This window comes from Brevundimonas sp. NPDC046655, from assembly GCF_044901625.1.
Classification (GTDB): Bacteria; Pseudomonadota; Alphaproteobacteria; order Caulobacterales; family Caulobacteraceae; genus Brevundimonas.
This window is the reverse complement of sequence record NZ_JBJDPV010000003.1, coordinates 340,817-354,991: the sequence shown is the minus strand read 5'-3', so window position 1 is coordinate 354,991 and position 14,175 is coordinate 340,817. Positions and strand designations below refer to the sequence as shown.

10 protein-coding genes and 1 tRNA gene are annotated in these 14,175 nt (G+C 69.5%); 2 read left to right on the top strand and 9 right to left on the bottom strand.

Features of this window, described 5'->3' with window-relative positions; genetic code table 11:
- Positions 1-10: 10 nt before the first annotated feature.
- The 9 genes from ACI2KI_RS11565 to ACI2KI_RS11525 form a co-directional block, all read right to left on the bottom strand.
- Positions 11-2,005, bottom strand: coding sequence for a TonB-dependent receptor plug domain-containing protein (locus tag ACI2KI_RS11565; protein ID WP_404620199.1), 1,995 nt, complete (start codon positions 2,003-2,005; stop codon positions 11-13).
- A gap of 97 nt (positions 2,006-2,102) precedes the next feature.
- Positions 2,103-2,792 carry a response regulator gene (locus tag ACI2KI_RS11560; protein ID WP_404620197.1) on the bottom strand — a complete coding sequence of 230 codons (690 nt, stop codon included), beginning with the start codon at positions 2,790-2,792 and terminating at the stop codon, positions 2,103-2,105.
- Positions 2,793-2,802: 10 nt separating this feature from the next.
- Complete coding sequence (locus ACI2KI_RS11555) at positions 2,803-5,472, bottom strand: DUF4118 domain-containing protein (protein ID WP_404620195.1); 2,670 nt, start codon at positions 5,470-5,472, stop codon at positions 2,803-2,805.
- The gene (gene kdpC, locus ACI2KI_RS11550) at positions 5,472-6,056 is read right to left on the bottom strand and encodes a potassium-transporting ATPase subunit KdpC (protein ID WP_404620193.1); all 585 of its coding nucleotides are present in this window, start codon (positions 6,054-6,056) and stop codon (positions 5,472-5,474) included. The genes ACI2KI_RS11555 and kdpC overlap by 1 nt, the downstream gene beginning before the upstream one ends.
- The gene (locus tag ACI2KI_RS11545; protein WP_404620191.1) at positions 6,056-6,799 is read right to left on the bottom strand and encodes a TorF family putative porin; all 744 of its coding nucleotides are present in this window, start codon (positions 6,797-6,799) and stop codon (positions 6,056-6,058) included. The genes kdpC and ACI2KI_RS11545 overlap by 1 nt, the downstream gene beginning before the upstream one ends.
- A gap of 17 nt (positions 6,800-6,816) precedes the next feature.
- The gene (gene kdpB, locus ACI2KI_RS11540; RefSeq protein ID WP_404620189.1) at positions 6,817-8,880 is read right to left on the bottom strand and encodes a potassium-transporting ATPase subunit KdpB; all 2,064 of its coding nucleotides are present in this window, start codon (positions 8,878-8,880) and stop codon (positions 6,817-6,819) included.
- A gap of 12 nt (positions 8,881-8,892) precedes the next feature.
- Positions 8,893-10,605, bottom strand: coding sequence for a potassium-transporting ATPase subunit KdpA (kdpA, locus tag ACI2KI_RS11535; protein ID WP_404620187.1), 1,713 nt, complete (start codon positions 10,603-10,605; stop codon positions 8,893-8,895).
- Positions 10,606-10,621: 16 nt separating this feature from the next.
- Entirely contained in the window at positions 10,622-10,708 is an 87-nt protein-coding gene (locus tag ACI2KI_RS11530) for a potassium-transporting ATPase subunit F (RefSeq protein WP_349678975.1), read from the bottom strand.
- A 300-nt stretch (positions 10,709-11,008) separates the two neighbouring features.
- Positions 11,009-11,085: transfer RNA gene (locus ACI2KI_RS11525), tRNA-Arg, on the bottom strand.
- A 263-nt stretch (positions 11,086-11,348) separates the two neighbouring features.
- Here ACI2KI_RS11525 and ACI2KI_RS11520 point away from each other — a divergent pair.
- A complete protein-coding gene (locus ACI2KI_RS11520; RefSeq protein WP_404620185.1) occupies positions 11,349-13,847 on the top strand; it encodes a helicase-related protein in 2,499 nt (832 codons plus the stop codon).
- Positions 13,844-14,131, top strand: a complete 288-nt coding sequence (locus tag ACI2KI_RS11515; RefSeq protein ID WP_404620183.1) for an RNA-binding S4 domain-containing protein — start codon at positions 13,844-13,846, stop codon at positions 14,129-14,131. Before ACI2KI_RS11520 ends, ACI2KI_RS11515 begins: the two co-directional genes overlap by 4 nt.
- Positions 14,132-14,175: the final 44 nt, after the last annotated feature.

Below are 14,175 nucleotides of genomic sequence, written 5' to 3'. Positions count from 1 at the left end.
CTCCGTATTGTCAGTGGCCGCCGCCGAAGCGGATGCGCACCCCGCCGTTGACCGTAAAGCCGTCGGTCGGCCCCCAGGCCTCTGTCGTCCAGCGGCCGTCGTTGGCGCGTTGCGGCAGCAGCAGGGGATGGTGCCTGGTCACACGCTCGTTCAACAGGTTCTCAGCGTTCACGAACAGGCTGTAGCGGCCCAGGATGATCTCGCCCAGCAGGCCGACCTCCAGATAGGAGGGGCTTTCGCTGCGCCAGGGATTGTCCTCCAGCGCCTGCTTGCCGGTGTAGTAGACTTCCAGCCCCAGGCGGCCCCGGTCGTGCTCCTCCCACATGGCGACGAAGCCCGCCGTATGGCGCGGGGTGGCGGGGGTGTCGCGGCGCGACAGGCCGTCATCCTCGGGCTCGGTCGAGTCGACGAAGACATAGCTGCCGGTCAGGGTGAAGGGCGCGCGGCGATAGCGCAGCATCGCCTCCAGCCCGCGTGTGCGGGTCACGCCGTCAACATTGATCAGGCGGATACGGCCCGGCCCGTCGTCCACCGCGCGCACGGCGTCGTCCAGGTCGGAGCCGAACAGGGTCAGGTTGGCCTCGATCGGGCCCTGGCGATAGCCGATGTCCAGCGAGGCCGTGCGGGCCACCTCTTCCTTCAGGCCCTCCAGCGGGCGCAGGCGCGACAGGCCGGTCGCCTCGGTCACATCGACAAAAGGCGTGGGAGCGAAGAAGCCCTGCCCCGCCGAGGCGCGCACGGTCCAGCGGCCGGGGCGATAGAGGACGGATAGGCGCGGGCTGAACTGGCCGCCGTATTCGCTGTGCTGATCGAAGCGGGCGCTGCCGGCGAAGGTCAGGTCGGGCGTCACCTCATGCTCGACCTGGGCGAAGACGCCGGGGACCGTGTGGGTGTAGTCGAAGCTGGAGAAGGTCTGACTGTCGTAGCCGTCGGCCTGAACCGCCGCCCCGGCCAGCCAGGTGGTGGCGCCGAGTTCCGATCCATAGGCTGCTTCGAGGAAGCCGGTGTCGTGGCGGTCCTTCTCGAGGACGTCGCCGAACTGATGGTCGTGCGCCTGGGTCATGGCCGAGGCGCGCAGGTGAAGCGTGCCCGAACCGACCGGCAGGCTGGCGACCAGACCGGCGTCGAAACGGTCGGTGTCCTGGGCCTGAACGAAGGGTCGGCCGTCGGGCCCGGTGCGGCCGGGCTCGGTTCCGCCGCTGCGGGTTTCCGTCATGGCGCCGAGGGTGATGAAGGCCTCGCCGCCGTTCTCACCCTGCCAGAACAGGCGCGGGCGCAGGGACCAGCGCTCATAGGCGGCGATGTCGCTCCAGCCGTCGCCGTCCAGGTCCTGACGGCTCTGGCGATGATAGCCGCCGACCAGCGAATGACCCCAGGCGCCCTTGAAGGGCGCCGAGGCGTAGGCCGTCAGGTCCTGCCCGTCGCGGCTGGTGATGTTGGCGAGGATTTCCGTCTCGCCCTCGTCGCCCGGACGACGCGACACCAGGTTGATGACCCCGCCCAGGGCCGAGGGGCCATAGAGGGCCGAGGCCGCGCCCTTGATGACCTCCACCTGACCCAGGTCGGTCGGCGGAATCTGCAGCACGCCCAGCGACGACGCCTGACCGCCGTACAGGAGCAGGCCGTCGGCCAGAAGCTGGGTGTAGCGCCCGCTCATCCCCTGCATGCGGATGTTGGCGGCGCCCAGGGCCGGCGAGGTCGTCTGCACCCGCACCCCGCCGGTCTCATTGACCAGCATGGCGATGTTGCCGGGCGTCATCAGCAGCTTTTCCTCGATCTCCTCGCGGCCGATGACCTCGACGCGGATCGGTTCGTCCTGAATGCGGCGACCCGAACGGGTCGCCTGAACGATGACGTCCTCGACCTCAGTCGCTTCATCCTGATGGTCGTCGTCGTGGTGACCGGCCTCCTGCGCGAGCGCCGGAGACGCGGCGGCCGAAATCAGGGCGGCGACCGACCCCAACAGGACCTGGCGAGCACGAGACGAGACGACGGACGAAGACACGCGAGCTCCGAGGCAGACATGAAGCGGGACCTTTGCCCTTAGCCGAGGCGGCCTCATGCACCCTGTAGCGGCTACAGGGTCAAGCGTTTCGCCACGATCAATCCGCCAGCCGATAGCCCACGCCAGGCTCCGTCAGGATCAGACGTGGCTGGGCCGGGTCGGCCTCCAGCTTCTGGCGCAGCTGGCCGATGACCACGCGCAGATACTGGGTGTCGTCGGCGTGGGCCTTGCCCCATACGGCGGTCAGCAGGTCGCGGTGGCCGACGACCTTGCCGGCGTTGCGCGCCAGATGGGCCAGGACGTCGTACTCCTTGGGCGTGACGCGCACGCCCTCGCCCGCGCGGGTGATCAGACGACGTTCCAGATCAATGACCACCTCCCCCGCCGTCAGCGGCCCCGTCGCCTCGGCGCGCGGCGCGGTCTGGCGCAGGTTGGCGCGGACGCGGGCCAGCAGCTCGCCGACGCCGAAAGGCTTTTCGACATAGTCGTTGGCGCCCAGATCCAGGGCCGCGATCTTCTCGGCCTCCTTGTCGCGCGCCGACAGGATGATGATGGGGCCGGCATAGAACTCACGCGCGCGGGCCAGCACGTCCTTGCCGTCCATGTCGGGCAGGCCGAGGTCCAGCACCACGGCGTCGGGACTCCACAAGGCGATGCCGCGCAGACCCTCCTGCCCGCTGTCGGCGCGGCGCGGCTCATAGCCGGCGGCGTCCAGCGCCGGGGACAGGAAGCGGTGGATCTGGGGCTCGTCGTCGATGACGAGAATCTGGGGACGGACGGCGGCCATGCAGCGGACCTTAGAGCAGGCTCGGGTGGGTGACGACGGCCTTCGGCAGACTAATCAGGATGCGGGTGCCCTTCCCGTCCTGGATCGGGCTGGCGGCGGCGATGCGGCCGTTCATGGCCTCGACGAAGCCCTTGGCGATGGCCAGGCCCAGCCCGGCCCCCTTGGTGCGGTCGGACGACTCCTCCATGCGGCGGAACTTGTCGAAGACCCGTTCCAGCTCGGCGGTAGGGATGCCCTTGCCCTCGTCCTCGATGGAGATGACCACCGAACCCCGGTCCTCATAGGCCGCCAGCTCGACGGTCGAGCCGTCTGGGCTGTAGACGATGGCGTTTTCCAGAATATTGACCAGCGCCTGTTCCAGCAGCCCCTGATCGACCATGACCAGGCTGAGCTGGGCCGGGAAGTCGCGGGTCATCCTGCGCTGGCCGAGACGCCGCGACACGCGCTTGCCCGCTGCGTTCAGGACGTCGCGCACATCGACCCAGTCGGCGCGGATGTTTAGCCCGCCGCCCTCCAGCCGGGTCATGTCCAGCAGGTCGCCGACATAGCGGCTGAGCCGCTCGGCCTCCTCGCGGATCGACAGCAGCAGGTCGGCGCGGACCTCGGGCTTCAGCTTGTCGCCCAGATCGATCAGGGTGGTCGAGGCCCCCAGCACCGTGGACAGGGGCGTTCTGAGGTCATGGCTGACCGAGTTCATCAGCGCGCCGCGGAAACGGTCGGTGCGGCGCAGGGTCTCGGTCTCGACCGCCTGCCCGGCCAGATCGGCGCGCTCGACCGCCACCGCGCCCTGATCCAGCAGGGCCAAGGCCAGCTTTTCCTCGTCCGAGCCGGGCGACAGGGCCGCCGCCTCGATCCCGGCCACGCCCGCGCGGTCGCGCACGCCTTGCAGGGGGCGGAAGGTCCAGCGCGCCTGCGGCAGGGTGCCGGTGCCGTGTCCGGCGGGCTCGCCCTTTTCCCAGGCCCAGCGGGCGGCGGCCATGGCTTCAGCGCCCAGTTCCGGCTTTCCCGGCGCCCCGGCGATCAGGGTCAGCTCGTCCTCGACCGGCAGCAGGACCACGGCCCCCGCGCCCGCCGCCGCCGCCGTCTGTTCGGCCAGGATGCGGGCGGCCGCCGCTCGGTCGCCCACGCCGGTCAGGCGCTGGCTGGCGGCCAGCAGGGCCGAGACCGCAGAGGCGCGGCCTTGCGCCGCCCGCGCCTGCTCGCGCACCCGGCCGGCCAGGAAGCCCGTCGTCAGGGCCACGGCCCAGAAGACGATCAGGGTCAGGACGTCGGTCGGAGAGCCGATAGCGAAGCTGTATTTCGGCTGAAGGAACAGGAAGTTGTAGGTCAGGAAGGCGACCGTCGCCGCCGCCAGGGCCGGGCGCAGGCCATAAAGCACCCCCGCCGCCAGCACCGCCGACAGATAGATGACGCCCAGATCGACCCGCTCGAACGTCCGATCCAGCAGCAGGGCCAGGCCGGTGGCGGCGATCACGAAGGCCGCGCCCACGGCATAGCCGCGCCAGCCGCCGGGCAGGGACACGCGCGGCTCGCGCAGCGTCTTTTCCTCCAGATCGGCGCCGTCGGTGATGACGTGAACCGCCACGCCGCGCGCCTGACGCAGCAGTTCCGCCGCCAGCGACCGGCCCAGCCATTCGGACAGGCGGCTGTCGCGCCCCTTGGCGAGGACGATCTGGGTGACATTGTTCTGATGGGCGTAATCCATGACCGCGCGCACCACGTCGTCGCCGCTGAGGACCACCGTGCGCCCGCCCAGTTGTTCGGCCAGTTTCAGCGCGTCCGACAGCTTGCCCGCCGAGCCGACGCCGTGCCGCGCGCCCGAGGGGCGGTCGACGTGGGCCACGGTCCAGGGCGCGTCCATCATCATGTCCGACAGCCGCCGACCGGCGCGGACCAGAGGCCCGGCCATGGCGTCGCCCGCGATCAGGACCAGAATCCGCTCGCCCGCCGCCCACGGCCCGGTCATCCCCTGCTCCCGCAGGCGAGCGGTCAACTGGTCATCCACCGTCTGAGCCGCGCGACGCAGGGCCAGTTCGCGCAGGGCCGTCAGGTTCTCGACCTTGAAGAAGTTGTCCGAGGCCAGCCGCGCCGTCTCGGGCACATAGACCTTGCCCTCGGCCAGACGCTTGCGCAGCTCCTCGGGGGTGATGTCCACCAGTTCGATGTCGTCAGCGCGCGACAGGGCGCTGTCGGGCACGCTTTCACGTTGTCTGACGCCGGTGATGCGCAACACCACGTCCGACAGGCTTTCCAGATGCTGGACGTTCAGCGTGGTCCAGACGTCGATCCCGGCGTCGAGGATCTCCTCCACATCCTGCCAGCGTTTCGGGTGCCGTGATCCGGGGGCGTTGGAGTGGGCGTACTCGTCGACCAGCAGCAGGCCGGGACGGCGCGCCACGGCGCCGTCGAGGTCGAACTCCAGCAGGGTCCGGTCGCGGTAGGCGATGGGATTGCGGGCCATGACCTCCAACCCGCGCAGCAGGCTCATGGTCTCCTTGCGGCCGTGGGTCTCGACCACGCCGACGACCACGTCGTCGCCCTCGGCCTTGCGCCGACGCGCGGCGCGCAGCATCTCATAGGTCTTGCCGACGCCGGGCGACATGCCCAGAAAAACCTTCAGCCGCCCACGCTTGCGCGGGGCGGCCGGGGTCTTGCTCGTCGGAGGGATGGGCGGCGCCATCAACCCTCCGTGGGACGCGGGAAGCGAGCGTCGAGCGCCATATTGGTCAGCAGCACATTGACGCGCGGCTGGCCCAGAACGCCGAACGTGCGGCCCTCCTCATGCTCTCGGATCACCTCGCGCACCTGCGCCTCCCCTACCCCGCGCGCGCTGGCGATGCGGGCCACCTGAAGCTCAGCGTAGGCCGGAGAGATATGCGGGTCGAGGCCCGAGGCCGAGGTGGTCACGGCGTCGGCGGGGATAACCGCCTCCCCCGTCTCGGCCCGCAGCGCATCGGCGTCCGTCTTGACCCGGGCGATCAGGTCCGGGTTCAGCGGGCCGAGGTTGGAGCCGGACGAGGCCGCGGCGTCATAGCCGTCGCCCGCCGCCGAAGGACGCGGATGCAGATAGACCGGCTCCGCGAAGGTCTGGCCGACCAGGGCCGAGCCGACCACCTTACCGGCCTTGTCGCGGACCAGGCTGCCGTCGGCCCGCTCCGAGAAGACCGTCTGGGCCACGCCCGTCACCGCGAACGGATAGGCGACGCCCAGAACGCCGGTGAACAGGGCGATCATCACGACCGCCGGACGGATGTGGTTCAGCATCAGAAGGTCGCCTTCAGGCTGGCTGCGACGCGACCGTCATAGGCGGCGCCGAAGTCGTGTTCGTCGGTGTCGAAATAGCGGACGTCCAGCGCCAGATGATCGGTCATCTGATACGCCGCGCCCAGGTTCCAGGTGGTGTAGTCAAAGTCCGACGACACCCACTGACGCCCCACCGCCGCCGAGATGGTCCACTTGTCGGCCGGGCTGATCGCGCCGTTGATCTCGGCATAGGTCGCCTCGTCCTCGGCCGCGCCGAAGAAGTCGGGCGACCAGTAGACCGCCGCCCCCAGGGTGGCCGGGCCGACCGCGCGCGAGGTCGCGGCCTTCAGCTCGACATAGTCGTAGTCGGCCCCGTCCGGCTGACCGGCGTAGAAGTAGCTGACCACGCCGAAGTCCCAGTTGAAGCCGCCGAACTCGGGCCGAACCCCGGCGTAGAGGTCGATCTCCGCGTCGGTGTCAGCGTCCCCGGCGAAGGAGACGTTGCCGGCCCAGGCGCCGGCGTAGAACAGACCCTGGGTCACATCGATCCCGGCCGAAATCGCCGGATCACTCTCGGTCTGACTGACGCCCCGGAAGACGTAGTCGGAAGCCACGGCGGCGTTGAAGGCGAAGTCGGGACCGACTTTTTCCTCGGCCTTGGCCGGGCTGCTGCACAGGCCCAGGGCGATGATGGCCGCCAGACAGGCGCCGCCGAACAGGGCGTCGTTCGAGCCGGAAGCCTTGGGGAGGTTGGGTTTACGCATGGTGGTTTCCTTACGCCTCAAGCCAGGCCGAGGGCGGAGATGAGGATGTCGATCAGTTTGATGCCGACGAAGGGGGCGATCAGACCGCCCAGGCCGTAGATCAGCAGGTTGCGGCCCAGCAGCTTGCCCGCCCCCACGGCGCGGTATTTCACCCCGCGCAGCGCCAGCGGGATCAGGGCGATGATGACCAGGGCGTTGAAGATGACCGCCGACAGGATGGCGCTTTCGGGACTGGACAGCTTCATCACATTCAGCGCCGCCAGCGACGGCAGGCCGACCACGAACATCGCCGGGATGATGGCGAAATACTTGGCCAGGTCGTTGGCGATCGAGAAGGTGGTCAGGGCGCCGCGCGTGATCAGCAGTTGCTTGCCGACCTCGACGATCTCGATGACCTTGGTCGGGTCGCTGTCCAGGTCGACCATATTGCCGGCCTCGCGGGCGGCCTGGGCGCCGGTCTGCATGGCCACGCCGACATCGGCCTGAGCCAGAGCCGGCGCGTCATTGGCCCCGTCGCCGCACATGGCGACCAGACGGCCCTTGGCCTGTTCCGCCTTGATCAGGCGCATCTTGTCCTCGGGCGTCGCCTCGGCCAGGAAGTCGTCGACCCCGGCCTCGGACGCGATAGCCGCCGCCGTCACCGGGTTGTCGCCGGTGATCATGACGGTGCGCAGACCCATGCGGCGCAGGTCGGCGAAGCGCGCCTTGACCCCCGGCTTGACCACGTCCTTCAGGTGGATGACGCCGACCAGGACGTCGTTCTCGACCACAGCCAGAGGCGTGCCGCCCGAGCGGGCGATGCGGTCCACGGCGGCGCGGAACTCGGCGGGCGCGGCGTTTTCGTCCAAGCCCAGAGATTTGAGCACGGCGTCGACCGCGCCCTTGCGCCACGACTGGCCGTCGGCCTCCAGACCCGACTGGCGGGTCACGGCGCTGAACGGAATGGTCTTCGCCCCGACAGGCAGATCGCCCGTCACCCCGGCGTTGCGGCCCAGCTCCACGATGGAGCGGCCTTCCGGCGTCTCATCGGCCAGCGAGGCCATGACGGCCGCCCGCATCGCGGCCTCGGGACGCACGCCCGGCACGGTGATGACCTCGGTGGCCATGCGGTTGCCGAAGGTGATGGTGCCGGTCTTGTCGAGCAGCAGGGTGTCGACGTCGCCTGCCGCCTCCACCGCACGGCCGGAGGTCGCCAGAACATTCACCTTCAGCAACCGGTCCATGCCGGCGATGCCGACGGCGGACAGCAGTCCCCCGATCGTCGTCGGGATCAGGGTGATGAACAGGGCGCCCAGGACGATGGGGTCCAGCTTGATCCCCGAATAGGCGCTCAGACCCAGCAGGCTGGCCACCGCGATCAGGAAGACCAGGGTCAGCCCGGCCAGCAGCACCGACAGGGCCAGTTCGTTCGGCGTCTTTCGACGGTCCGCGCCCTCGACCATGGCGATCATGCGGTCCAGGAAGGTGGCGCCGGGGGCCGAGGTGATGCGCACCTTGATCCAGTCGGAGACGACCGTGGTGCCGCCGGTGACGGCCGAGCGGTCGCCGCCGCTTTCGCGGATGACGGGGGCGCTTTCGCCGGTGATGGCGGCCTCGTTGACCGAGGCGACGCCCTCGATGATCTCGCCGTCCGACGGGATGACGTCGCCGGCCTCGACCAGGACGATGGAGCCGATCTCCAGCTCCCCGGCGGGGGTCGGGACCACCGTTCCGGTCTTCGGATCGACGATCAGCTTGGCCTTGGTGGTGACGCGGGTGGCGCGCAGGCTGTCGGCCGCCGCCTTGCCGCGCCCTTCGGCGATGCTTTCGGCGACGTTGGCGAACAGGACCGTGGCCCACAGCCACAGCGCCAGTTGGATGGCGAAGCCCGCCGCCTGGCCGCTGGCGACCGCCACGACCGCCGAAGCGGTCGCCAGCAGGGCGACGATCCAGGTGGCGAATATCACCGGGTTGTTGAGCAGTTTCGTCGGGTTCAGCTTGGCGACGGCGTCGCCGAGCGCCCGGCCGAGCATGGCCCCGGACAGGCCGCCCGCAATGGGCGTCGACCGGGGGCTCGACGGATCGAGCGTGACTTGGGTCATTAGATTATCCGATCAGAACCGAGCCACGACCTGGAGCATTTCGAAATGCTCCCCGATCGGACCCAGCGAGAGGGCGGGGAAGAACTGCAGGCCGCCGAGGATCAGGATCACCCCGATCAACAGGCCGATGAACAGCGGGCCATGGGTCGGCAGGGTCCCGGTCGAGGGGGCCAGCTTGGGCTTGGCGACCAGGGCGCCGGCGACAGCCAGAACCGCGATGGCAGGCACGAACCGGCCCAGCAGCATGGCCAGACCCAGGGTGGTGTTCCACCAGGGCGCGTTGGCGGTCAGACCCGCAAAGGCCGAACCGTTGTTGCCGGTCGCCGAGGTATAGGCGTAGAGGACCTCGGACAGGCCGTGCGGCCCCTTGTTCAGCAGTCCGGCCAGGGCTTCGGGCAGGACCGCAGCCACGGCCGAGAAGCCGAGCACGGAAAGCGGCACGACCAGCACCGACAGCATGGCGAACTGGATCTCGCGCGCCTCGATCTTCTTGCCCAGATATTCCGGCGTGCGACCGACCATCAGGCCCGCCACGAAGACCGACAGCATGGCCATCAGCACCATGACCGCGATGCCCGAACCGATCCCGCCGGGCAGGATCTCGCCCAGTTGCATCAGGAACATGGTCACAGCCCCGCCCAGCGGCATGTAGCTGGCGTGCATGGAGTTGACCGAGCCGTTCGAGGCGCCCGTCGTCTGGGCCGCCCAGGCGACCGAGGACGGCACGCCGAAGCGGACCTCCTTGCCCTCCATATTGCCGACCGATGTATCGACGCCGGCAGCGACCGCAGCCGGAGCCGGCTGGCTTTCGATGACATAGAGCGCCGATGCCGCGCCGCCCAGCAGGATGACCGCCGCCACCACCAGGGCGCGCACGTCCTTCTTGGCCAGGACGCTGCGGCCAAAGGCGAAGAAGGCCGCCCAGCCCAGGACGTTGATGCTGATCGCCGTGATGAGATTGGTCAGCGGCGTGGGGTTTTCCAGCGGGTGGGCCGAGTTGACGTTGAACACGCCGCCGCCGTTGATGCCCAGTTGCTTGATGGCCAGTTGGCTGGCGGTCGGGAACAGGCTGATGGTCTGCGATCCGCCTTCCAGCGTCGTCGCCTGGGCCGAGGCGGCCAGCGACTGAACCACGCCGAGGCCGGCCAGAACCACGGCCACGATGAAGGCGATGGGCAGCAGGACATAGAGGCTCGTGCGCGTCAGGTCGGCCCAGAAGTTGCCGACGCCCTCGCCGCGGCTGGCGATGAAGGCGCGGGTCAGGGCCGCCGCGATGGTCGCGCCGGTGGCCGCCGAGACGAAGTTCTGCACCGTCAGGCCGACCATCTGGGTGAAGGTCGACAGGGTGGTCTCGCCGCCATAGCTCTGCCAGTTGGTGTTGGTGACGAAGCTGACGGCGGTGTTGAAGGCCAGGTGCGGGCTGACGCCGTCAAACCCCTGCGGGTTCATCGGCAGGACGCCCTGCAGACGCAGCATGGCGTAGAGCAGGACAAAGCCCGCCAGGTTGAAGGCCAGCAGGGCGCCGGCGTAGCCCAGCCAGCCCTGGCTGCGGCTCGGGTCGACCCCGGCGGCGCGATAGAACAGGCCCTCGACCGGCTTCAGCACCGGGTCCAGCCAGGTGCGCTCGCCGTTCCAGACGCGCGACATATATATCCCGATCGGCCAGCCGAGCATGACGGCGAGGCCGAGGGTCAGGGCGATTTCCGCCCAACCTTGAATATTCATCTTGAGGCGGCTCCGCTCAGAACCGCTCGGGGCGCAGCAGGGCCGCGACCATGTAGGCGGCGATGACGAGGGCGCCGGCGCCCCACAGGACGTTCAGCAACATCGTCACAACCTCTTCAACGCAACAGCGAGGGCGGCGAAGGCCAGAAAGGCCCCGCCGCCGATCGCCAGAAAGATCACATCGGCCATGCCGACACCTCCAGCTCGACTGAGAGCCGAAGAAGACGCCCTTGAGGCATAAGGGAGCCATGCGGAACCCGGCGCTCCGCATAAGGCGCGCGTAAAGACCTTATGCGCTCGGCGCGCGGCGGCGGGTCACCCGGCGGGCAAGCTCCCCAAATCGGGGAAAGCTATCGAAATTAAATGAAGCAACTTCAACGACGCGTCGCACAGCTAGAAGCAGTGGCGACCCCGGAGGGACTCCAACCCCCGACCTCGGCTTTAGGAAAGCCTTGCTCTATGCAGCTGAGCTACGGGGCCGTTGCCGTCGTCCCTAGCGGCTCAAGGCGATCAGGGAAAGACGCCGCGCCCGACTTATCCACCCGGCAAGAAAATCCTAGCGATTAATCCTCGTTAAGCTACAATATCTTGTAGGGAACAAATCCTGAATCGGGCCGTGTCGCTGATTCGGTCATGATTCGTTTCGCGCCCGTTCCAGGCGCTGGAAAGCATCTGTTCATTCTTGCCCTCGATCTGCGGTTTCGCTTGAGAAACCCAGGGCGCTTCTCCACCTTGAACGCGACATGAGTGATCGTTCCGCAGGTCTGGCCCCATCGCGCGTTACGGCGATCCTGGGCCCCACCAACACCGGCAAGACCCATCTGGCGGTTGAGCGGATGCTGGGTCACGCCTCAGGCATGATCGGCTTGCCGCTGCGCCTGCTGGCGCGCGAGATCTATGAGCGGATCGTCAAGCAGCGCGGGGCCGCCGCCGTCGCCCTGATCACCGGCGAGGAGAAGATCGTCCCGCCGCGCCCGGCCTATTTCGTCTGCACCGTCGAGGCCATGCCGCTGGAGCGCCAGGTCGAGTTCCTGGCCGTCGATGAGATCCAGCTGGTCGCCGACCCGGAACGCGGCCACGTCTTCACCCAGCGCCTGTTGCACGCGCGCGGCCGCTTCGAGACCATGTTCCTGGGGGCCGGGACCATGGCCCCCCTGATCCGCGCCCTGGTCCCCGACGCTGAGATCGTCACCCGCGAGCGCCTGTCCACCCTGTCCTATGCCGGGTCGAAGAAGCTGACCCGCCTGCCCCGCCGCAGCGCCGTCGTCGCCTTCTCGACCGAGCAGGTCTACGCCATCGCCGAGTTGCTGCGTCGCCAACGCGGCGGCGCCGCCGTGGTCATGGGCTCGCTGTCGCCGCGCACCCGCAACGCCCAGGTCGAGCTGTTCCAGTCGGGCGAGGTGGACTTCCTGGTCGCCACCGACGCCATCGGCATGGGGCTGAACATGGACGTGGACCATGTGGCCTTCGCGGGGCTTCGCAAGTTCGACGGCCGACGGACCCGCTGGCTGCACGCCGCCGAGATCGGCCAGATCGCCGGGCGCGCTGGTCGCCACCTGCGCGACGGCACCTTCGGCGTCACGGGCGAGGCCGAGGAGCTGGACGAAGACATCCTCGAACAGGTGGTCAGCCATCGCTTCGATCCGGTCGAGGCCGCCGAGTGGCGCCACGGCCGGCTGGACTTCGACACCCTGCCCGACCTGCTGCGCTCGCTGACCGTCAGCCCCGAACGGTTCGGGCTGCGGCTGACGGCCCAGGCCCTGGACGAGACCCTGCTGCGGCGCTTCGCGGCCGACGACGACATCAAGAAGATCGCCCGCTCGCGCGGCGCCCTCATGCGTTTGTGGGAGACCTGCCAGCTGCCGGACTTCCAGAAGACGACGCTGGACGAGCACGCCCGCCTGTCGAAGGAGATCTTCACCGCCCTGACCAGTCGGCGCGGCCGCCTGACCGAGGAGTGGGTGGCCCCGCGCTTCAATGATCTGGACCGCGACGACGGCCAGATCGACCAGCTGTCGGCGCGGCTCGCCGGGGTGCGGACCCTGGCCTATATTGCCAACCGCCCCGACTGGATGGATCAGGCGCAAGGCTGGCGCGACCGGACCAAGGCGCTGGAGGAGCGTCTGTCCGACGTCCTGCACGAACGGCTGACGGCGCGCTTCGTCGACCGGCGCACCACCGCCCTGATGCGGGCGCTCAACGTGCGCTCCGACACCGTCGCGGGCGTGGGCGACGACGGCGAGGTAACGGTCGAGGGCGAGGTGGTCGGCCATCTGGAGGGCGTCCACTTCACCCCCGACGCAGGCGGCTCGGCCCTGGCCGATCGCGCCCTGCGACAGGCCGCGACCCGCGCCGTCGGGCCCGAGATCGCGCGGCGCCTGGGCAAGCTGGCCGCCGAGACGGACGAGGCCTTCAGCCTCATTCCCAATCCGCGTTCAGGCGGCGGCGACGTCCTGTGGAAGGGCGCCCTGACGGCCCGGATCATCAACGACGATCCCTTCGCCCCGCGTGTGCGCCTGCTGGGCGACCTCGGCCCGGTCCCGGCCCGCGAGCGAGCCCAGCGTCGCATTGAGGCCTGGCTGGCGGCCGAGGCGGGCCGCGCCCTTCGCGACCTGCGCCGCCTGCGTCAGGCCGTGGACAGCGGCGCCCTGACCGGCCTGCCGCGCGGCCTGGCCTTCCGTCTGATCGAGGCGGGCGGCGTCATCCGCCGCGCCGACGTCGAACGCGATCTGGCGGCGCTTAGCCAGCACGAACGGCGCACGGTCAAGACCTTCGCCATCCGCATCGGCGCCCACTCCGTCTGGCTGCCCGGCGCGCTGAAGCCCCGCGCCCGGCTGCTGGCCCAGGCCTTTGTCGTCGAGCCCTTCCGCCCCGGCGGCGAGGCCCTCCTCCCCCTGCCATCGCAGGCGCCCTCTCCGCGCGCGCTGTCCGCCTTCGGTCGCCGCGCCGTGGGGTCATGGACCGCTCCGGTCGAGGCCCTGGAACGCTTCGCCGAGCTGTCGCGTGCGGCGGGCAAGGCTCCGCTGGCCGACGAAGCCCTGACCGAACTGGGCTGGACCGCCGAACAGGCGAAACAGGTGCAGACGGCCCTGCGCCTGCCTCGCGCCGACAAGACCCCGCGCCCGGGCAAGCCCGCCCCGCCTCCCAAGGACTCGCCCTTCGCCGCGCTCGCCCAGTTGACCCAGCCGCCCGCGCCCCCGCGCCGCAAGCGCCGCCCGAGGCGCAAGGCCGCCGGCGCGTGAAGGCGGAAAGCTGCCGCATCGACCTCTGGCTGTGGCGGGCGCGGTTCGCCAGGACCCGCGGTCTGGCCGCCGACATGGTCGAGCGCGGCGCCGTCCGCCTGACCCATCACGGGGTCCAGACCCGCCTCGACAAACCCAGTCGCAGCGTCCACCCCGGCGACGACATCCTGTTCGCCCAGGGCGGGCGGCTGATCGCCGTGCGCGTGTTGCAATTGGGCGAAAGGCGCGGCCCTTCCGAGGAAGCCCGCGCCCTTTATGCGGCGCTCGACGCGCCGGAAACCTAACCTCTTTCCTCCCCATGAAATGGGGAGGTGGATCGACGCCGAAG

What these genes read in the sequence shown, in the direction of transcription:
- ACI2KI_RS11530 (WP_349678975.1), bottom strand. Translation starts at nt 10,708, where the DNA reads ATGTTGCTGAACGTCCTGTGGGGCGCCGGCGCCCTCGTCATCGCCGCC.
- ACI2KI_RS11560 (WP_404620197.1), bottom strand. Translation starts at nt 2,792, where the DNA reads ATGGCCGCCGTCCGTCCCCAGATTCTCGTCATCGACGACGAGCCCCAG.
- kdpB (WP_404620189.1), bottom strand. Translation starts at nt 8,880, where the DNA reads ATGACCCAAGTCACGCTCGATCCGTCGAGCCCCCGGTCGACGCCCATT.
- ACI2KI_RS11555 (WP_404620195.1), bottom strand. Translation starts at nt 5,472, where the DNA reads ATGGCGCCGCCCATCCCTCCGACGAGCAAGACCCCGGCCGCCCCGCGC.
- kdpA (WP_404620187.1), bottom strand. Translation starts at nt 10,605, where the DNA reads ATGAATATTCAAGGTTGGGCGGAAATCGCCCTGACCCTCGGCCTCGCC.
- ACI2KI_RS11520 (WP_404620185.1), top strand. Translation starts at nt 11,349, where the DNA reads ATGAGTGATCGTTCCGCAGGTCTGGCCCCATCGCGCGTTACGGCGATC.
- ACI2KI_RS11545 (WP_404620191.1), bottom strand. Translation starts at nt 6,799, where the DNA reads ATGCGTAAACCCAACCTCCCCAAGGCTTCCGGCTCGAACGACGCCCTG.
- kdpC (WP_404620193.1), bottom strand. Translation starts at nt 6,056, where the DNA reads ATGCTGAACCACATCCGTCCGGCGGTCGTGATGATCGCCCTGTTCACC.